A 20,468-nucleotide genomic window follows, 5' to 3' on the forward strand; every position below is an offset into this window, starting at 1 on the left:
CGCGGCAAACGCCGTTAATCAATAGGTAAGGCAGTGGTGTATTTTATCTGTTCCATCGCGAAACTCGAAGTGACATCAGACAGCCCGGGGACGCTGTTCACCAACCGTTTATAAAAATCATCGTAGCGTTTCATATCCGCCACCTGCACCCGCAGCAGGTAATCATACTCTCCCGCCATACGCCAGAAACCGAGGACTTCCGCCATCTGCGTGACTTCGCTGACGAAGCGGCAGTACCAGTCGCTGCTGTGATGCTGGGTCTTAATCAGTACAAATGCCGTCAGACCGAGCCCCAGCTTTTCGGCATCCAGCAGCGCCACGCGGCCGAGCAGGATCCCCTCATCTTCCAGCCGCTTCAGCCGTTTCCAGCAGGGCGTGGTGGTCAGATTAACGGCATCAGCCAGCGCCTGCAAAGAGAGGGTGCAGTCAGTTTGCAGTAAAGAAAGCAGCTTACGGTCAATTTTATCTAGCATGAGGCACCTCCGGAGAAAAATTTTCTCCCTTCATTGTAATTGAAAGGCTAAATAGCAACAATTTTTCCTCACACTTCCGTTAAGCTGGGCACAAAATGACAAACAGGAAATGACGATGAATAGCGCCTGGGTAAAACACGCAATCAGTGAAATCAACGCCGATTATCAGCGTTCCGCCGACACGCACCTTATTCGCCTCGCGCTGCCCGGGTTCCCGGGTATTCAGATCTACCTGAAAGATGAGAGCACCCATCCTACCGGCAGCCTGAAACACCGCCTGGCGCGCTCTCTGTTCCTTTACGGCCTGTGTAACGGCTGGATTAAGGAAGGGACGACGATTATCGAAGCCTCTTCCGGCTCGACGGCGGTTTCTGAAGCCTACTTTGCGCGTCTGCTCGGTCTGCCGTTTATCGCCGTCATGCCTTCCTGTACGGCAAAACGCAAAATTGAGCAGATTGAGTTTTATGGCGGACGCTGTCACTTTGTCGAGAGCGCGTGTGAAATCTATGCCGCCTCCGAAAGACTGGCTCGCGAACTGAACGGCCATTATATGGATCAGTTTACCTTCGCTGAACGGGCGACGGACTGGCGCGGCAATAACAATATTGCCGACAGCATCTTCCGGCAGATGACCCATGAACCGCATCCGCAGCCCTCATACATCGTGATGAGTGCGGGGACCGGCGGGACTTCGGCCACGATTGGCCGCTATATCCGCTGTCAGGGCTATGATACGCAGCTGCTGGTGGTTGATCCGCAAAACTCGGTGTTCCTCGACTACTGGCAGAGCCGCGATGCCGGCCTGCGCAGCCCGGTCGGAAGCAAAATCGAAGGTATCGGTCGTCCGCGCGTCGAGCCATCATTTATTCCTGATGTCGTCGATGAGATGCTGCGGGTCCCGGACGCGGCCAGCGTCGCCACCGCCCTGTGGCTGGAAACGCTGCTTGGTCGCAAAGTCGGCGCCTCCACCGGCACCAATATGTGGGGCGTGCTTGAGCTTGCCGTGCGTATGCGCGCTGAGGGCCGTACCGGTTCTATCGTCACTCTGCTGTGCGACAGCGGCGAACGCTATCTGGAAAGCTATTACAACCCGCAGTGGGTCGCGAGCCAGATCGGCGATATCACTCCGTGGCAGGCAAAAATCGCGGAGATGGTGAACACCCAATAAAAAAAGCCAGACACCAAGGGTGTCTGGCTTGCTGGAAGGGTCTGTTTATTCGGGGGAATAAGGAAGATCGGGATTATCCAGCCAATGAGTTAAAAAATGGGAGACCGCTTCATGGCGACAGTCTCCAATAACCGGTAAATGCGGCAGTTCAGCTTTGAGCTGCGGCATTGCGTTACCCATAATGACCCCGCGCCCCACGCTACCGAGCATTTCGCGGTCGTTCATGGCGTCGCCAAACGCCATACAATCCTGCATCGACAGGCCCAGATGCTGGCTGAGTACCGCCAGCGCAGCGCCTTTATTACAACCATTCGGCAGCACTTCCAGGCAGTCGAACGCTGAAAAACAAATATGCGCGCGATCCCCGAGTGCTTCAGCCAGCTGAACGTTGAGCCGCTGGAGATCGTCGTGATCGCCGCAGAAGCAGACTTTGGTGACGTTATCCGTCGGCATCCGCCTGGGATCGTATATCTGATAGCGGAAGCCGCTGAAAATATGCGCTTTGAGCAACTCGGGCATCGCTTGCCCGGTAAACCAGCCACCGTCGTTAAAGACGTGCATACTGGCCGCCGTATCCCAGCGACGGTGGAGCACCGCTTCCGCGACGCCAGGATCAAGATCGCTACGGTGCAGTTCTTCACCATCCAGCGCGTGAATCCGCGTACCGTTGCCGGTAATTAAGTAAGCATCCAGCGAGAACTCACCGATGACGTGGCGCATTTCCAGCGCATGGCGTCCCGTGGCAAAGGTCAGGGTAATGTCACGATCGCGCAGGCGCTTCAGCGTTGAGAGCGTTGACGTTCCCAGACGATGGTCCGGCAGCAGCAGCGTGCCGTCCATATCAAAAGCAGCGAGTCTTGCCATGTGAGCTCCCAAAAGCACGGTGAGTTTTACTTGAGTTCCAGTATCACCTGAGATATACGGAAGTAATAGTGAATAGATAAATTTTATTGTTCCGGTTTTACAAACCGCGCTCGCGCAGGCTCCGAAGGGGCGAGGCCGAAGGACAGCCTGGGTAACAAGTGTGAATAAGCGCAAGCAGCGCAGAGGCAGTCTTGTCAGGTGAGATGAATATACACAAGATCATTCGGCCTGCATCAAGGCGGCAAGTACGCAAATCCCCGGTCACTTACTCCAGTAAGTGACCGGGGTGAGCAAGCGCAAGCAGCACAGAGGCAGTCTTGTCAGGTGAGGTGAATATACACAGAATCATCCGGCCTGCATCAAGGCGGCAAGTGCGCGAATCCCCGGAAGCTTACTCCAGTAAATGACAGGGGTGAGCAAGCGCAAGCAGCGCAGAGGCAGTCTTGTCAGGTGAGATGAATATACACAAAATCATCCGGCCTGCATCAAGGCGGCAAGTGCGCGAATCCCCGGGAGCTTACTCCAGTAAGTGACCGGGGTGAGCAAGCGCAAGCAGCACAGAGGCAGTCTTGTCAGGTGAGATGAATATACACAGAATCATCCGGCCTGCATCAAGGCGGCAAGTACGCGAATCCCCGGGAGCTTACTCCAGTAAATGACCGGGTGAGCAAGCGCAAGCAGCGCAGAGGCAGTCTTGTCAGGTGAGATGAATATACACAAAATCATTCGGCCTGCATCAAGGCGGCAAGTGCGCGAATCCCCGGGAGCTTACTCCAGTAAGTGACCGGGGTGAGCAAGCGTAGCCAACGCAGAGGCAGGTTGAAGGATGAAGTGTATATGAGATTACTGAACCGGCTGAACCAGTACCAGCGCCTGTGGCTCCCCTCCTCCGGCGCGCCACAGCAGGTGACCGTAAGTGAGCTGGCAGAACGCTGTTTTTGCAGCGAGCGCCATATTCGAACGCTGCTTCGCCAGGCGCAGGAGGCCGGCTGGTTGAGCTGGCAGGCGACTCCCGGGCGCGGAAAACGCGGCACGCTGATTTTTCACACCGCGCCAGACGCCTTACGTAATGAGATGATGGAGCTGGCGCTGAATAACGGCCAGCAGAAAAATGCGCTGGAGCTGGCTCAGCTGGCGACGGAAGAGCTGAAGGCGCTGCTGTCACCTTTTCTTGGCGGTCAGTGGCAAAACAATACGCCGACTTTGCGCATTCCCTACTATCGCCCGCTTGACGCTCTGCAGCCGGGGTTTTTACCCGGTCGCGCCGAACAACATCTTGCCGGGCAAATTTTTTCTGGCCTGACGCGCTTTGGAGCACAAAATAGCGCTCCGGCCGGTGATTTAGCCCACCACTGGCAGGTATCGCCGGACGGCCTGCGCTGGCAGTTTTATATCCGCTCAACGCTGTTCTGGCATAATGGCGATCCGATAGAAACGCTGCAGCTTCGGCGGCGGCTGCTGATGTTGCTGGAGCTGCCCGCCCTGCGTACCCTGTTTGCCAGCATTAACCGAATTGATGTCACGCATGCGCAGTGTCTGACGATTACGCTGCATCGCCCGGATTACTGGCTACCGTTCCGCCTCGCCAGCGACGGCAGCTTACTGGCTCATCCCGATGAACCCACGGTCGGTAGCGGGCCGTTCCGTCTGAAACTGTTCAGCCCGGAGCTGGTGCGGCTGGAGAATCATCCGCGCTATCATCTGAACCACCCGCTGATCCAGGCGGTGGAGTACTGGATCACTCCCCAGCTGTTTGAGCAGAATCTGGGCACCAGCTGCCGCCACCCGGTGCAGATTACCATTGGCGATCCGGACAAGCTGGCAAATCTTCGTCAGGTCAGCAATAGCATCAGCCTCGGGTTTTGCTACCTGGCGCTGCGTCAGAGCCCTCGCCTCAGCAAAGCTCAGGCGCAACGTCTGGTATCGCTAATTCACCGCTCTTCACTGCTGAAGACGCTTCCGCTCGACGAAGATTTGATTACCCCCAGCAACGAGGTGTTGCCCGGATGGACCATTCCCCAGGGGCCAGAGAATCAGGATATTCCTCTGCCCGAACAGCTTACGTTGCTGTATCACCTGCCGGTCGAACTGCACACGATGGCAGAACAGCTCCGCCTACGGCTTGCCGCCCTCGGCTGTGAACTGAAGCTCATTTTTCACGACGCCAAAAACTGGCACTGTTGCCAGGAACTGGCGCAGGCGGATTTGGTCATGGGCGATCGGCTGATCGGCGAAGCGCCGGAATACACGCTGGAACAGTGGCTGCGTTGCGATACGATGTGGCCTCATTTATTGACCGGGGCACAGTATGCTCATCTGCAGGCCACCCTCGATGCCGTCCAGGCGCAGCCTGAAGAACGCAGCCGCAACGAAGCGTTGCGCAATGTCTTCAATATCCTGATGGACGATGCCATCATGACGCCGCTATTTAATTACAATTATCGCATCAGTGCCCCACCGGGCGTAAACGGCCTGCAGCTTAACGCCCGGGGCTGGTTTGATTTCACCAGCGCCTGGCTACCGGCATCGCCGCCGTGATGAAGCTGGTCGCCGCGCCCATCAGGCGCTACCATATCGCTTTCACTTTGATTGTCAGGAATTGCCATGAAACGCGCCGTAGTTGTCTTCAGCGGAGGACAAGATTCAACGACCTGCCTGGTGCAGGCTCTGCAACAGTACGATGAAGTGCACTGCGTCACTTTTGATTATGGCCAACGCCACCGCGCAGAAATTGACGTCGCTCGCTCTCTGGCGTTAAAGCTGGGCGCCGTTGCCCATAAGGTGCTCGACGTGACGTTGCTTAACGAGCTTGCCGTCAGCAGCCTGACCCGCGATAACATCCCGGTGCCGGACTATGAGCCGGAAGCCAGCGGTATCCCGAATACCTTCGTGCCCGGGCGTAATATCCTGTTTTTAACCCTGACGGCGATTTACGCCTACCAGGTTAAGGCAGAGGCGATCATTACCGGCGTGTGCGAAACCGATTTTTCCGGCTACCCGGACTGCCGCGACGAGTTCGTGAAAGCGCTACACCATGCCGTCAGCCTCGGAATGGCGAAAGATATTCGCTTCGAGACGCCGCTGATGTGGCTTAACAAAGCCGAGACATGGGCCTTAGCCGATTACTGGGGCCAGTTAGCACTGGTGCGCCATGAAACCCTGACCTGCTATAACGGCATTAAAGGCGACGGCTGCGGACAGTGCGCGGCCTGTAACCTGCGCGCCAACGGGCTAAGCCAGTACGAGGCCGATCGGCCGGGTATTATGGCAGTGATGAAACAGAAAACCGGGCTACAGTAACCGGTCATTTCCCGGTAGCGGCTGACGCCATACCGGGCCTGTAAGATCCGCGCATGACATCAAGCCCGTAGCCGGTCAGCGCAATTCCAGTACCAAATCCGCAACGCACCGTCGGCCGGGTAAGGCATCAGCCACCACCCGGCATTTTCTCTATGGCCGTTAGCTGAGACGGATGCGCGATAGCGCATCCGGGACACATGCCTCCGACTGGCCTGTCAGCAAGGCTCCAGCTGAATCAGTTTCTCGCGCAGTTCCCCCTCCAGCGGCAGCGCCTTCTGCGTTTTAAGATCGATGCAGACAAAGGTGATTAGCGCATCGGCTACCCCTTCGCCGTTAGGATTGAGAGTTACCACCTGGCTTAATGTTCCGCTTTTCCCGTTCAGCTGTTCCAGTTTGCTGGTGACGGTAAGCACATCGCCTAACACCGCCGGGCGGCGATAATTGATATTGATATTCACCACCACGAAGGCGATGTTGCGTGCGGTCATCCAGTGAAAAGCCGGGCTGCTTTCCAGGCCGTCCCAACGCGCCTCTTCGAGAAATTCCAGATAACGCGCATTATTGACGTGCTGATAGACGTCGAGATGATAGCCGCGAACTTTGATTTGTGTCTGCATAGCGCACATGCCTTATCTTTCATTGTTGTTTTGAGGTCAGAGGTCACACCACTTATGTGACCTCTTCATTCTGGCAAATAATGACGACTGTGCAAACTTGTGCTGAAAATTTATAACTTCAGATGTGACAGATTTCTCTCCACCAGCGAGTGCCCCATCCCCGGGACCTGCTTAAGATCGTCAACGGTTTTAAATGGTCCGTACTCTTCGCGATAGCTCACGATTGCCTGCGCTTTCTTCAGACCGACGCCATTCAAAGCCTTTGCCAGCTCCTCTGCGCTGGCACTATTGATACTCACCCTGATTCCATCACTCTCAGTCGCGTTTAACGTCTCAGGCACCTTCGCCTGCGGCGTCTGCACGCTCTCCTTTGCCGTCGCCGACGTTTTCCCGCTGGAAGGGGCGGCAAGTACACCCTGATGTCCTGCCGCGCAAACCAGTACGGCGGCGGCAATAAGCGTTTTCAATCCACGTTTCATGCTGTTATCTCCTTGTTTGTAGACAGCGGGATCACAATAGCGAGGGTGGAAATGGAGTACAAAAGACAAACCGCAGAAATGGAAAAGGCCGCGAAAGCGGCCTTTGAGGATTACATCACGTTACTGATTTTTGCGAAGCGTCACGAAATTATTGCTGTTGGTCGATAGCATCGCCGAGTTTAATTTTCGCGGACTTACGCAGGTTGCTCATCAGCGCTTCGAAAGCAATCTGAGCATTGTTCTGCGTGATGCCTTGCACCATGGCTTTTTTCTGCGCTTCCGGCATGTCGCCGGCTTTGACCTCATCCAGCGCCAGCAGCACCACGTTGCCTTTGATGTCGCTACCCATACCGTAGACAGGTTTACCCTGCTGCGGCAGCGGCAGAGCAAACGCCGCCTGGCTCAAGGGATCCTGACCGGTACGTGCCAGCGTCTGCGCCGGGCCGAAGCTTAAACCTGCGGCTTTCATCGCCTCGTCACCTTTACCATCTTTGAGCGCGGCCAGCAGCTTGTCTGCATCCAGCTTCGCCTGCTGTTCAGCTTTGGTATGTTTGACGATATCGATAACCTGCGCTTTCACATCTGCCAGTGGCTTCACGGCTTCCGCTTTGTGCTCGCTGATACGCAGAACAAAGGCGCGATCGCCATCGACGGTGATGATATCGGAGTTGCTGCCCGGCGTACCGTTCTCGCCCACCAGACCGCCGTTGAAGATAGCATCGGCAACCGGTTTAAAGTTCAGCTCTTCTGGCAAATTGTCACGCCCAAACCAGCCGGTTTCGGTCACTTTCACATTCGCAGCCTGTGCGGCGCTGGCCAGCGATTCGTTATCATTGCTGGCGGCATCGCTCACTTTCTGCTGCAGCGCGTAGTAAGCATCCAGCGCTTTTTCCTGCTTCACTTTCGCCGCGATATCATCGCGAACTTCGGCCAGCGGTTTAACCTTCGCCGGCTGAACATCATCAAGACGGACAACCAGGAAACCAACGGAAGATTTAATCACGCCAGAAAGCTGGCCTTTTTCTTTCAGACCGGCATTTTTCAGCTCTGGTACCGTCGCAGCATCGTCCATCCAGCCCATATCGCCACCGTTGCGGGCAGAGATAATGTCGGTAGATTTTTCTTTCGCCAGGGTGGCGAAATCGGCCCCTTTCTTCAGCTCATCCAGAACCGTCTGGGCATCGGCTTCGGTCTTGGTCTGAATCACGCTGTAGCGGTTACGCTGCGGCTGCGTGAACTGATCCTGATGCTGATCATACCAGGACTGGATTTCCTCGTCAGAGGCGTTCTCCTGCATGCCAGCCGCATCCATTTTGATGTAGCTCACGCGGAACTGCTCCGGCGCCATGAAACGGGCCTGGTTTTGCTGGTAGTAAGCGTTGACTTCCTCATCGGTCACCGTCTGCTTCGCCGCCAGTGCATTGACATCGATGGTGGCTTCACGCACTACGCGTTGCTGGGATACCAGCGCAGCCAGCTGATCGGATTCACCGGGCAGCATAAAGTCAGTACCGGCAATGGCATTAATCAGCTGCTGAGTTGTCAGCTGGTTGCGCAGCGCCTGCGCGTACTGATCGGTGGTCATGCCCATTTGATTCACGATACCGCTAAAACGTTCGTTATCAAATTTGCCGTCAGTCTGGAAAGCCTGAGTCTGGAAGATAGCCTGTTTGACTTGAGCATCGCTGACGCTCAGTCCGAGTTCGCGGGCGTACTGGTCAAGCAGCGACTCGTCAATCAGACGGTTCAGCACCTGCTGACGCATGGTTTTCATGTAGTTTTCGTTGGCCGCCAGTTCAGAGAACTGATCGCCAAGCTGCTGCTGCATACGGTTACGTTCGCTGGCAACGGCATTTTCAAACTGTGAGCGACCAATTTCCTGGTCGTTAACTTTCGCGGCATAATTGTTACTGCCGCCAATCAGGTAACCACTCACCCCGGTCAAAATGAACGAGATAATGATGATACCGAAAATAATCTTGAGCACGACGCTATTGGCGGCCGTGCGTAGGTTGTCCATCATGGTGTAACAACGCTCCGCTGTAGATGACTTTAGCTCGCGCAGCATAGCACGTGATGGCTGCCGCGCGTGAGGACCTATTTTGACAAGAAAATGGGGTAATTGTCAGCCCACAAGTGCGTACAAACACACATAAAGTCGGGTTCCGGGCAAATAAAAAAGGCACATCTCGCGATGCGCCCTTGTACTTCGTCACATTCCCTGATGGGAAGCCGATCAGTTTACCGCGTCTTTCAGCGCTTTACCGGCACGGAAACCCGGCACTTTGGCAGCAGCGATGGTAATTTCTTTACCTGTTTGCGGGTTGCGACCAGTACGGGCAGCGCGCTCTTTCACAGCAAAGGTACCAAACCCGACCAGCGCAACGTCATCTCCAGCCTGCAGAGATTCAGTAACAGAAGCAATTAAAGCATCTAACGCACGTCCGGCTGCAGCTTTAGAAATGTCCGCACCCGCAGCAATTTTGTCAATCAGTTGAGATTTATTCACTGTTCTCTTCCTCTCTTTATAATTTATATCGCACCAGAATCCTTCGTGGTGCGACCGCGCAGCAGTTATATCAGGACTGTCATGCCCTTACAACAGAGTTGTAGATGACCCCCTGCCAGCGATCTAAGTTAGCTACACAAAAAAAGGCTGGCAAGTACGAATTTACTTCCCAGCCCCACTTTTCTTAGCGCTATTTGCGCGAAATCACTATTTTGCCGTGACGACCTGCATGCCGAATGGTTCGTTCTGCAACGCAAGTGTCAGAACTTCTTCGATTCGTTTCACCGGATGGATATCTAAATCGGCAATAACGTTATCTGGAATTTCTTCAAGGTCACGTTTATTTTCATCAGGAATCAGAACAGTCTTAATGCCGCCGCGATGTGCCGCCAGCAGTTTTTCCTTCAGACCGCCGATTGGCAGCACCTGACCACGCAGGGTAATTTCCCCCGTCATCGCGACGTCAGCGCGTACCGGATTCCCCGTCAGACAGGAGACCAGCGCGGTACACATCGCAATACCGGCGCTCGGACCGTCTTTCGGCGTCGCCCCTTCCGGAACGTGAACGTGAATATCACGTTTTTCGTAGAAATCCGAATTAATTCCCAGCTTATCCGCACGCGAACGGACCACGGTCAGCGCAGCCTGAATAGACTCCTGCATCACTTCGCCCAGCGAACCGGTATAGGTCAGCTTGCCTTTACCCGGCACACAGGCGGTTTCGATGGTCAGCAGATCGCCGCCCACTTCCGTCCATGCCAGACCGGTGACCTGGCCGACGCGGTTTTCGCTATCCGCACGACCGTAGTCATAGCGCTGCACGCCAAGGAAATCATGCAGGTTATCACCATTAATCGTGATGTGCTTCAGTGACTTATCCAGCAGCAGCTGTTTAACCGCCTTACGGCACAGCTTGGAAATTTCACGCTCCAGCCCACGCACGCCCGCTTCACGGGTGTAATAGCGAATAATCCCGACGATCGCGCTGTCCTCTACGGTCAGCTCGCCTTTCTTCAGCGCATTACGCTCAATCTGCTTAGACAGCAGGTGACGTTTGGCGATGTTCAGTTTTTCGTCTTCGGTATAACCGGACAGACGAATCACTTCCATACGATCCAGCAGCGGCGCCGGAATGTTCATGGAGTTAGAGGTCGCCACAAACATCACATCGCTCAGATCGTAGTCCACTTCCAGATAGTGGTCGTTAAACGCCACGTTCTGTTCCGGATCTAACACTTCGAGCAGCGCTGAGGCCGGATCGCCGCGCATGTCGGAGGACATTTTGTCGATCTCATCCAGCAGGAACAGCGGGTTTTTCACCCCCACTTTCGCCATTTTCTGGATCAGTTTGCCCGGCATTGAGCCGATGTAGGTCCGGCGGTGACCGCGGATTTCCGCTTCATCACGCACGCCGCCCAGCGCCATACGCACGTACTTACGGCCGGTGGCTTTAGCGATGGACTGGCCCAGCGAGGTTTTACCCACCCCCGGCGGTCCAACCAGGCACAGAATCGGCCCTTTCAGCTTGTTGACGCGGCTCTGTACTGCGAGATACTCAAGGATACGATCCTTCACGCGCTCCAGGCCGTAATGGTCGGTATCGAGGATCTCCTGAGCCTGACGCAGATCTTTTTTGACCTTGCTGCGCGCGCTCCACGGCACCTGTACCATCCAGTCGATGTAGCCGCGTACGACGGTCGCTTCTGCCGACATCGGCGACATCATCTTCAGCTTTTGCAGTTCCGCTTCGGTTTTTTCTTTCGCCTCTTTCGGCATTTTTGCCGCGTCGATCTTGCGCTTCAGCGCTTCGTTCTCGTCCGGGGCATCGTCCATCTCGCCAAGCTCTTTCTGGATGGCCTTCATCTGCTCATTCAGATAGTACTCACGCTGAGACTTTTCCATCTGCTTTTTCACGCGGTTGCGAATACGCTTCTCAACCTGCAGCAGATCGATTTCCGATTCCATCATCGCCATCAGATATTCCAGACGTTCGTTAATGTCGGACATCTCGAGGACGGACTGCTTATCTGCCAGCTTAAGCGGCATGTGCGCAGCAATGGTATCAGCCAGACGCGCAGGATCGTCGATGCTGTTGAGCGACGTCAGCACTTCCGGCGGGATTTTCTTGTTCAGCTTGATGTAGCCTTCAAACTGACCGATCGCGGTGCGCACCAGGACTTCCTGCTCGCGTTCGTCGATCGCCGGCGATTCCAGGTACTCTGCTTTCGCTGAAAAATGCTCGCCGTTATCAGACAGTGCAGAAATACGCGCGCGCTGCAGGCCTTCAACCAGCACTTTGACGGTGCCATCAGGCAGCTTCAGCATCTGTAAAATTGACGCCACGGTCCCGACGGTGAAAAGATCATTTACACCCGGCTCATCCGTCGAAGCTTCTTTCTGCGCAACCAGCATGATTTTTTTATCATGGTCCATAGCCGCTTCAAGACAACGGATAGATTTTTCCCGCCCTACAAACAGGGGTATGACCATGTGCGGATAAACCACCACATCGCGCAACGGCAATACGGGGATTTCAATGCGTTCAGAACGCTCAGGATTCATAGAGCTCTCTCTTAGTTTAAAGTCCGCCAGGTAGCCAGCGGCACGACTCGTCATCGCGACGCCGTTAATATGTAATCCAGTATATGGGGATGTATTCCACACATTCAACGGCGGGAATGCAGGAAAAATAAAAGGGGAGATAAAATCCCCCCTTTTTGTTAACTGCTTGAGTAAGTTGGCTAATTATTCACCAGACGCCTGCTGCGCTTCCGGTTTGCCATAGATCAGCAACGGCTTGCTTTGTCCGTCGATAACGGAAGCATCGATGACCACTTTTTCCACGTCTTCCATTGACGGAAGATCGTACATGGTATCGAGCAGCGCGGCTTCAACGATGGAACGCAGACCACGAGCACCGGTTTTACGCGCCATCGCTTTTTTGGCGATCGCGTCCAGCGCTTCATCGCGGAACTCCAGCTCAGCGCCTTCCAGGTTAAACAATGCCTGATACTGTTTGGTCAGGGCATTTTTCGGCTCTTTCAGGATCTGAATCAGCGCTTCTTCGCTCAGCTCATTCAGCGTTGCAACGACCGGCAGACGACCGATGAACTCCGGAATCAGACCAAATTTGATCAGATCTTCCGGCTCAACCTGAGACAGCAGCTCACCTTCGCTCGCTTTGTCAGATTTGGCTTTTACCGTCGCGCCGAAACCAATACCTGAACCGGTTTCGACACGATGGGAAATAACCTTATCCAGACCGGCAAACGCGCCGCCGCAGATAAACAGAATCTTGGAGGTATCAACCTGCAAGAACTCCTGCTGCGGATGCTTACGCCCGCCCTGCGGTGGTACCGCGGCAACGGTTCCTTCGATAAGCTTCAGCAGCGCCTGCTGCACGCCTTCGCCGGAGACATCGCGGGTAATCGACGGGTTATCCGATTTACGGGAAATTTTGTCGATCTCATCGATGTACACGATACCGCGCTGCGCTTTCTGTACGTCGTAGTCACATTTCTGCAGCAGCTTCTGAATGATGTTTTCGACGTCTTCACCGACATAACCGGCTTCGGTCAGGGTGGTGGCGTCCGCCATGGTGAACGGTACATCCAGCAGACGCGCCAGCGTTTCCGCCAGCAGCGTTTTACCGGAACCAGTCGGCCCGATCAGCAGAATGTTACTTTTACCCAGCTCAACACCGTTGCTGGTATCACCATTGCGCAGGCGTTTGTAGTGGTTGTATACCGCAACGGCCAGCACTTTTTTCGCCGGCTCCTGGCCGATAACGTAATCGTCCAGGTGGTGGCGGATTTCGTGCGGAGTCGGCAGCGCACTGCGTTCACGATGCGGCGCGACTTCTTTAATCTCTTCGCGAATGATGTCGTTACATAAATCAACGCATTCGTCGCAGATATACACGGATGGCCCGGCGATCAGCTTACGCACTTCATGCTGGCTTTTGCCGCAAAAAGAGCAATACAACAGTTTGCCCGAACCATCTTTGCGTTTATCTGTCATGAGTCCAAACCTCTTATTAAGTTCTTTGTGCCGCACACGACGACGCAAATGCCATTCTCAGGCGCAAGTCGCTGATAAGCGTTGTGCCGCCCTACTCCAGACAAGTATAGCGGCCCCCTTGCGCCAGGGGCATCAATTACGATGGGTCAAAATGGAATCGACCAGGCCGTATTCCACCGCTTCGGAGGCTGACAAGAAACGGTCACGCTCGGTGTCGTTCTCAATCTGCGCAAGGGATTGACCCGTATGGTGTGCCATCAGTTCATTCATCCGCCCTTTCACTTTCAGGATCTCGCGGGCGTGAATTTCGATATCCGTCGCCTGACCCTGATAGCCGCCCAGCGGCTGGTGGATCATCACGCGGGAATTCGGCAGGCAGAAACGCTTGCCTTTTGCCCCTGCGGTCAGCAGGAACGCGCCCATCGATGCCGCCTGGCCCATACAAATGGTGCTCACGTCAGGCTTGATGAACTGCATGGTGTCGTAAATCGACATCCCGGCGGTGATCACCCCGCCCGGAGAGTTAATGTACAGATAAATGTCTTTTTCCGGGTTCTCTGCTTCCAGAAAAAGCATCTGCGCCACGATCAGATTCGCCATGTGGTCTTCCACCTGGCCGGTCAGAAAGATGACGCGTTCCTTGAGCAGACGGGAGTAGATATCAAAAGAACGTTCACCGCGCGAGGTCTGTTCAATGACCATCGGCACCAGGGCCATATGGGGTGCAAAGTTATCTCGTTCGCCACTGTATGACATTTCCGTCTCCTGGATTAATTTTGAATAAACCTGCCGCACTGATTGTAACCTTATGGACGGATTATCAGCCAGAGTCTTCTGTCCGTCATCGTTCAAATTACCTGGATATCGGCCTTACGCCCGTAACCTGAACAAATCCCGACAGACACGCTTCGTCATTATGCATGATTTCACGCGTGCAGTTTCGTCTCCTCGTTGTGGGGACGATGCAATCATAATTCAAGCATAACAAGCTTTTGCCGTAACGCTATCATTGATATCGCGTTTTCGCACTCATCCTGAAGCTATTGCTGCGATAAAAAAAAACCCGCCGCCTCTCGGCAACGGGTTTTACCTGAACGTTAAACCGTGGGCGAAATTACGCCTGCTGGTTCATCAGTTCATTGAAGGTCGTGGCTTTTTCAGACACTTTCGCTTTTGCCAGAACGGCTTCAACAGCCTGCTCTTCCAGCGCGACGTTACGCATGTTGTCCATCAGTTCGTTGTTTTTGCTGTAGAACTCAACAACTTCTTTCGGATCTTCGTAAGCGGAAGCCATCTCTTCGATCAGGCCTTTAACACGCTCTTCGTCAGCTTTCAGCTCGTTGGTACGAATCACTTCGCCCAGCAGCAGACCGACAACTACACGGCGTTTAGCCTGCTCTTCGAACAGTTCGCGCGGCAGTTCCAGAGCCTGCTTCTCATTGCCACCGAAACGCTGAGCAGCCTGACGACGCAGAACGTCGATTTCGCTGTCGATCAGGGCAGCCGGCACGTCGATGTCGTTCGCTTTAACCAGACCTTCGATAGCCTGAGACTTCACGCGGTTACGCACGGCGCCTTTCAGCTCGCGATCCATGTTTTTACGCACTTCAGCGCGCAGACCTTCTACGGAACCATCTTCAACGCCGAAACGTTTGATGAATTCAGCAGTCAGTTCCGGCAGCTCGCGCTCTTCAACTTTCTTCAGGTTGATAACGAACTTAGCCGCTTTACCTTTCAGGTTTTCTGCGTGGTATTCTTCCGGGAAGGTCACATCGATAGTGAACTCTTCGCCCGCTTTGTGGCCTTTAATACCATCTTCAAAGCCTGGGATCATACGACCCTGGCCCATCGCCAGTACGAAGTCAGTCGCTTTGCCGCCTTCGAACTCTTCGCCGTCAACAGAACCGGTGAAGTCGATGGTTACGCGGTCTTCTGCATCAACAGCGCCATCTTTGTCTTTCCAGTTAGCCTGCTGCTTACGCAGCGTGTCCAGCATGGTGTCGACATCAGCTTCGGTCACTTCAACAACCGGTTTTTCAACTTCGATAGTTTCCAGACCCTGCAGCGCAACTTCCGGATAAACTTCGAACTCTACCGCGTAGGTGAAGTCTTCACCCAGCTTGTATTCGCCCGGAACGTAGTTCGGTGCGCCGGCTGGATTGATTTTCTCTTTGATGATCGCGTCAACGAAGTGACGGCTCATCAGGTCGCCCAGCACGTCCTGGCGAACGGATGCGCCATAACGCTGAGCAACAACATTCATCGGCACTTTCCCTTTACGGAAGCCGTCAATGCGAACTTTTTTCGCCACGTTGACCAGCTCGCTTTTGACAGCATTCTCGATGCTGTCAGCGGCGATAGTAATCGTTACACGGCGCCCAAGGCCCTGAGTGGTTTCAACTGAAACTTGCATCTTGTTACCTCAAAAAAATCACAGTGCTCGGTCAACTCTGGAAGCGCGTGTACGTTGCTTCGCAGAACCGGGATGCCCTCTTCAATCAGAAACACATTCCCTGTCGCCAGAATCATCCCGAAGACATTCATATAAGACGCGGCATTATAGCGGCATCACTTTTGTGAGTCGAGAACGGTTGTCGCCCACGGCTGCGGCATTTTTCACAATTCCCGCGCAAATTTGTCTTTAAAAGCGCCCACTGCACACATTTTCAGACAAAACAAAACGGCCCGCAGGCCGTTTTTTGATAAATCTTCACGCAACATACTGGAAAAGTTCCCGCGGTTGCAAATACGATTTCTAGGCGATACTTCCCGCACCGCGACAAGGAGGAGATGCAAATACCGTGTCCTGAAGCCCTTCCCACTCTTTAATCGTATAGGTATGCAGCGCCAGCGCATGCACAGTGCTCGACAGCTCCTCAGTCAGCGTACCGTAGATCATACGGTGACGGTTCAGAAAACGCTCGCCGGTGAAACGATCGCTCACCAACACCACTTTAAAATGACTTTCAGAGCCAGCCGGGACATTGTGGCGATAACTTTCATCCACGACTTCGAGATACACGGGGTCGAACGCTGCCCTAAGTTTTGCTTCGATCTGTTCACGTATCATCATGAATTTTCTCCTCCGACAACGCTGAGATGCCGCCATTCCTTTTAAATGTTAGCCGCTTTTACCGCTTCCATTAGGGGAAAACAACAAAAAATTAGCATTCTTCTGATATTTTCATTCAAAAGTATCAAGTTTACTCACTCTCTCCCCCAGAACGTCCGCCTGGATCGCGATAAAAATGGGAGGCGGCGATAAAATGTACAACGCGATGAATTTACATGCGTTGCCACTTCCCCTCGCCGTTGGCGATGTTATGATGGCGGTAATTTTCCTCAATGACCCGAAATAGATTTGAGCGACGGAAAGGCTACAAACGGGAGAGTCCTCAGGCGCTTGCTGAAGCGAGTGACGAGGGCGAACAAGAGCCGCTAACGCAACCGTTGCCTGAAGTATGACGGGTATAACAACACCATGCGCTGAGACCCTGAACATGTTTAAGAAAATTCTTTTCCCGCTGGTCGCGATGTTTATGCTGGCAGGATGTGCGACGCCTCCGACTACCATTGATGTATCGCCGAAAATGAGCCTGCCGCAGCAGGACCCAAGTCTGATGGGCGTCACCGTCAGCATTAACGGTGCGGACCAGCGTCCGGATCAGGCGCTGGCGAAGGTCACCCGCGATAACCAACAGGTTACGCTGACCGCCTCCCGCGACCTGCGCTTCCTGCTGCAGGAAGTGCTGGAAAAACAAATGACCGCGCGCGGTTATATGATTGGGCCGAACGGCGCAGTCGATCTGCAGATTATCGTGAATAAACTGTATGCCGACGTTTCCCAGGGCAACGTGCGCTACAACATCGCCACGAAGGCAGATATCGCGATTATCGCCACCGCCGCGAACGGCACCAAAATGACCAAAAACTATCGCGCAAGCTACTCTGTTGAAGGCGCCTTCCAGGCCTCCAACCAGAATATCGCCAATGCGGTGAACAGCGTCCTGACCGATACCATCGCCGATATGGCGCAGGACACCAGCATTCATGATTTCATCAAGCAAAACGCGCGTTGATCGTTCGCCAACCCGGCCTCGCGCCGGGTTGGCGCCATAAGCCATGTCCAACCACTACTTACGCATTTTCCAGCAGCCTAAATCAGCTATTTTGCTGATCCTAGGGTTTGCTTCCGGCTTGCCTCTGGCGCTGACCTCCGGCACGCTCCAGGCGTGGATGACCGTTGAAAATATCGATCTGAAAACGATCGGCTTCTTCTCGCTGGTTGGCCAGGCTTACGTCTTTAAGTTTCTCTGGTCGCCGTTAATGGACCGCTACACGCCGCCGTTTCTTGGCCGGCGCCGCGGCTGGCTGCTGACCACGCAGTTTCTGCTGCTTATCGCCATTGCCGCCATGGGATTCCTTGAACCTTCGACCCAGCTCCGCTGGATGGCCGCATTAGCGGTTGTTATCGCCTTCTGCTCCGCATCGCAGGATATCGTCTTCGATGCGTGGAAAACCGATGTGCTGACGGCAGAGGAGCGCGGCGCTGGCGCGGCCATCAGCGTGCTGGGCTATCGCCTGGGGATGCTGGTCTCCGGTGGCCTGGCGCTGTGGCTGGCTGACCGTTGGCTCGGCTGGCAGGGAATGTACTGGCTGATGGCCGTGTTGCTAATTCCCTGCATTATCGCCACCCTGCTGGCGCCAGAACCGAGCGATGTGATTCCGGTACCAAAAAGCCTCGAACAGGCGGTCGCCGAACCGCTGCGCGACTTCTTCGGACGTAACAACGCCTGGCTGATCCTGCTGTTAATCGTCCTTTATAAGCTCGGCGATGCCTTTGCGATGAGTCTGACCACCACGTTTTTGATTCGCGGAGTCGGTTTTGATGCCGGCGAGGTGGGAATGGTCAATAAAACGCTGGGACTTTTCGCGACGATTGTTGGCGCACTTTACGGCGGCGTACTCATGCAGCGCCTCACCCTGTTTCGCGCCCTGCTGATTTTCGGCGTGCTACAGGGCGTATCCAATGCCGGCTACTGGCTGCTGTCGATTACCGATAAACATCTTTACTCCATGGCGACGGCGGTCTTTTTCGAAAACCTGTGCGGCGGTATGGGCACGGCGGCATTTGTCGCCCTGTTAATGACCCTGTGTAATAAATCGTTTTCCGCCACCCAGTTTGCTTTGCTGTCCGCGCTATCGGCAGTCGGTCGCGTGTACGTCGGGCCCATTGCCGGCTGGTTCGTCGAAGCTCACGGTTGGCCGACATTTTATCTGTTCTCTGTCTTTGCCGCCGTCCCGGGAATTGTGCTCCTGCTGCTCTGCCGGCAAACCCTGGAGTACACGCAACGCACCGGAAGCTTTATTCCGCGCACGGACTATCCACAGACCTATACGCTGGCGCTGCTGATTCTGGCCGTGGGTTCGCTGATGCTGGGCATATGGCTGCTGTTGCTGATACTCAATGCCCTCGACTTCACCTCTTTTTCCTTCCTGCCCACGCTACTGGAAATTGCGGCCCTCACCGCCATCGCCGGCGTTGTGCTCGGAAGTCTGCTGGATTATCTGGCGTTACGGAAGAGTGCGCTGATTTAACGCATCATTGCACTGTTATTAGCCGTTGTAATCACCGATCGTAATTATAACGGCTTATTAACGATTTTATATTGTTCATTTTTCATTTGTTGTTTTGTGCGCTTTACATTTTTGGAAGTTATTGACAACTTTTATTCAAAACATTAAATAATTTAACCGATTCAGCAAAAGCGATTTATTATCGCCACCGCGCAATGTCTTTTATTTGATAATTAATTGTTAATTAGTTGTGTTATTTTTCGGGTGTTTATACTCATTACCCCATAAGCCCATCCATTCTTATCCCTTTCGTTATAGATCCTGCATATAACGTGCTTTGCAAGCATCAGCGTCACACTCGGTTACATATGTGACAAAGCGAGCAGAACCCGCTAACACAGAACTGACACAGCCCCAATCATGTTTACAGTAATGCAACCTTCCCGTAAAATGCCCGTACACTTTAAGCGCCACCAGATTCCGTGGAATTGAGGTCGTTCAATGAGACTTAGGAAATACAATAAAAGTTTGGGATGGATGTCATTAATCGCAGGTACTGTATTACTCAGTGGTTGTGATTCTGCGCTCCTTGACCCAAAAGGACAGATTGGACTGGAGCAACGTTCTCTGATACTGACGGCCTTTGGCCTGATGATGATTGTCGTTATTCCCGCCGTCTTAATGGCAGTAGGATTTGCCTGGAAGTATCGTGCGAGTAATAAAGATGCGAAGTATAGCCCGAACTGGTCACACTCCAACAAAGTTGAAGCTGTGGTCTGGACGGTTCCTATTCTGATCATCCTGTTCCTGGCCGTTCTGACCTGGAAAACCACTCACGCACTTGAGCCAAGCAAACCGCTTGCTCACGAAGAGAAACCGATCGTCATCGAAGTTGTTTCGATGGACTGGAAATGGTTCTTCATCTATCCGGAACAGGGTATTGCTACCGTCAACGAAATCGCCTTCCCGGCGAACGTACCGGTACACTTCAAAGTGACCTCTAACTCCGTGATGAACTCGTTCTTTATCCCACGTTTAGGCAGCCAGATTTACGCAATGGCCGGGATGCAGACTCAGCTGCACCTCATCGCGAATGAAACTGGCACTTATGACGGTATCTCCGCAAGCTATAGCGGCCCGGGCTTCTCTGGTATGAAGTTCAAAGCTATCGCCACGCCGGATCGTGCAACCTTCGATCAGTGGGTAGCGAAAGCGAAACAGTCGTCGAACACCATGGACTCCATGGCGGCCTTCGACAAACTGGCTGCGCCTAGCGAATACAACAAAGTGGAATACTTCTCTGACGTGAAACCGGATTTGTTTAAAGATGTTGTGAACAAATTTATGTCTCATGGCAAGAGCATGGATATGTCCCAACCTGAAGGCGAGCACGCAGCGCACGAAGGGATGGAAGGCATGGACATGAGCCACGCGGAAACCGCTCACTAAGGGGCCGAGGAA

The 20,468-nt window shown here is 53.9% G+C and carries 17 protein-coding genes; 6 read left to right on the top strand and 11 right to left on the bottom strand.

Annotated elements, in window-relative coordinates; all coding sequences use genetic code 11:
• Positions 1-14 precede the first annotated feature (14 nt).
• Positions 15-473: an Lrp/AsnC family transcriptional regulator gene (locus tag Q1L34_RS20490; protein ID WP_004858739.1), complete on the bottom strand. Its 459-nt coding sequence runs from the start codon at positions 471-473 to the stop codon at positions 15-17.
• Positions 474-588: 115 nt separating this feature from the next.
• On the opposite strand from Q1L34_RS20490, the gene Q1L34_RS20495 reads away from it, so the two are divergent.
• Positions 589-1,641, top strand: a complete 1,053-nt coding sequence (locus Q1L34_RS20495; RefSeq protein WP_069476201.1) for a PLP-dependent cysteine synthase family protein — start codon at positions 589-591, stop codon at positions 1,639-1,641.
• 45 nt (positions 1,642-1,686) lie between these two features.
• Here the strand turns inward: Q1L34_RS20495 and cof are convergent, their stop codons facing one another.
• Complete coding sequence (cof, locus tag Q1L34_RS20500; protein WP_004858732.1) at positions 1,687-2,505, bottom strand: HMP-PP phosphatase; 819 nt, start codon at positions 2,503-2,505, stop codon at positions 1,687-1,689.
• A gap of 837 nt (positions 2,506-3,342) precedes the next feature.
• Here cof and Q1L34_RS20505 point away from each other — a divergent pair.
• A complete protein-coding gene (locus tag Q1L34_RS20505; RefSeq protein ID WP_327204257.1) occupies positions 3,343-5,043 on the top strand; it encodes an SgrR family transcriptional regulator in 1,701 nt (566 codons plus the stop codon).
• Between the two features lie 66 nt (positions 5,044-5,109).
• Positions 5,110-5,805, top strand: coding sequence for a 7-cyano-7-deazaguanine synthase QueC (gene queC / locus Q1L34_RS20510; RefSeq protein ID WP_004858727.1), 696 nt, complete (start codon positions 5,110-5,112; stop codon positions 5,803-5,805).
• Between the two features lie 215 nt (positions 5,806-6,020).
• Here the strand turns inward: queC and Q1L34_RS20515 are convergent, their stop codons facing one another.
• The 9 genes from Q1L34_RS20515 to bolA form a co-directional block, all read right to left on the bottom strand.
• Positions 6,021-6,422: a YbgC/FadM family acyl-CoA thioesterase gene (locus Q1L34_RS20515; protein WP_004858725.1), complete on the bottom strand. Its 402-nt coding sequence runs from the start codon at positions 6,420-6,422 to the stop codon at positions 6,021-6,023.
• Positions 6,423-6,532: 110 nt separating this feature from the next.
• The gene (locus Q1L34_RS20520; RefSeq protein WP_004858724.1) at positions 6,533-6,901 is read right to left on the bottom strand and encodes a helix-hairpin-helix domain-containing protein; all 369 of its coding nucleotides are present in this window, start codon (positions 6,899-6,901) and stop codon (positions 6,533-6,535) included.
• Positions 6,902-7,049: 148 nt separating this feature from the next.
• Positions 7,050-8,924 carry a peptidylprolyl isomerase gene (ppiD, locus tag Q1L34_RS20525; protein WP_004858720.1) on the bottom strand — a complete coding sequence of 625 codons (1,875 nt, stop codon included), beginning with the start codon at positions 8,922-8,924 and terminating at the stop codon, positions 7,050-7,052.
• A 213-nt stretch (positions 8,925-9,137) separates the two neighbouring features.
• Entirely contained in the window at positions 9,138-9,410 is a 273-nt protein-coding gene (hupB, locus tag Q1L34_RS20530) for a nucleoid-associated protein HU-beta (protein WP_002444653.1), read from the bottom strand.
• A gap of 207 nt (positions 9,411-9,617) precedes the next feature.
• A complete protein-coding gene (gene lon / locus Q1L34_RS20535) occupies positions 9,618-11,972 on the bottom strand; it encodes an endopeptidase La (protein WP_004858717.1) in 2,355 nt (784 codons plus the stop codon).
• A 183-nt stretch (positions 11,973-12,155) separates the two neighbouring features.
• Entirely contained in the window at positions 12,156-13,430 is a 1,275-nt protein-coding gene (gene clpX / locus Q1L34_RS20540) for an ATP-dependent protease ATP-binding subunit ClpX (protein WP_004858716.1), read from the bottom strand.
• A 132-nt stretch (positions 13,431-13,562) separates the two neighbouring features.
• A complete protein-coding gene (gene clpP / locus Q1L34_RS20545; RefSeq protein WP_004858713.1) occupies positions 13,563-14,186 on the bottom strand; it encodes an ATP-dependent Clp endopeptidase proteolytic subunit ClpP in 624 nt (207 codons plus the stop codon).
• 358 nt (positions 14,187-14,544) lie between these two features.
• Positions 14,545-15,843 carry a trigger factor gene (gene tig, locus Q1L34_RS20550; protein WP_004858711.1) on the bottom strand — a complete coding sequence of 433 codons (1,299 nt, stop codon included), beginning with the start codon at positions 15,841-15,843 and terminating at the stop codon, positions 14,545-14,547.
• A 342-nt stretch (positions 15,844-16,185) separates the two neighbouring features.
• Positions 16,186-16,503 carry a transcriptional regulator BolA gene (bolA, locus tag Q1L34_RS20555; RefSeq protein ID WP_015585028.1) on the bottom strand — a complete coding sequence of 106 codons (318 nt, stop codon included), beginning with the start codon at positions 16,501-16,503 and terminating at the stop codon, positions 16,186-16,188.
• Positions 16,504-16,930: 427 nt separating this feature from the next.
• Between bolA and Q1L34_RS20560 the strand changes: the two genes are divergently transcribed.
• The 3 genes from Q1L34_RS20560 (at position 16,931) to cyoA (ending at position 20,456) form a co-directional block, all read left to right on the top strand.
• A complete protein-coding gene (locus Q1L34_RS20560; RefSeq protein ID WP_004858708.1) occupies positions 16,931-17,509 on the top strand; it encodes a lipoprotein in 579 nt (192 codons plus the stop codon).
• A gap of 43 nt (positions 17,510-17,552) precedes the next feature.
• Complete coding sequence (ampG, locus tag Q1L34_RS20565; RefSeq protein ID WP_004858707.1) at positions 17,553-19,028, top strand: muropeptide MFS transporter AmpG; 1,476 nt, start codon at positions 17,553-17,555, stop codon at positions 19,026-19,028.
• Between the two features lie 480 nt (positions 19,029-19,508).
• The gene (gene cyoA / locus Q1L34_RS20570; protein ID WP_004858705.1) at positions 19,509-20,456 is read left to right on the top strand and encodes a cytochrome o ubiquinol oxidase subunit II; all 948 of its coding nucleotides are present in this window, start codon (positions 19,509-19,511) and stop codon (positions 20,454-20,456) included.
• The last annotated feature ends 12 nt before the right edge of the window (positions 20,457-20,468 follow it).

Source organism: Klebsiella ornithinolytica (assembly GCF_030505655.1).
GTDB lineage: Bacteria > Pseudomonadota > Gammaproteobacteria > Enterobacterales > Enterobacteriaceae > Klebsiella > Klebsiella ornithinolytica.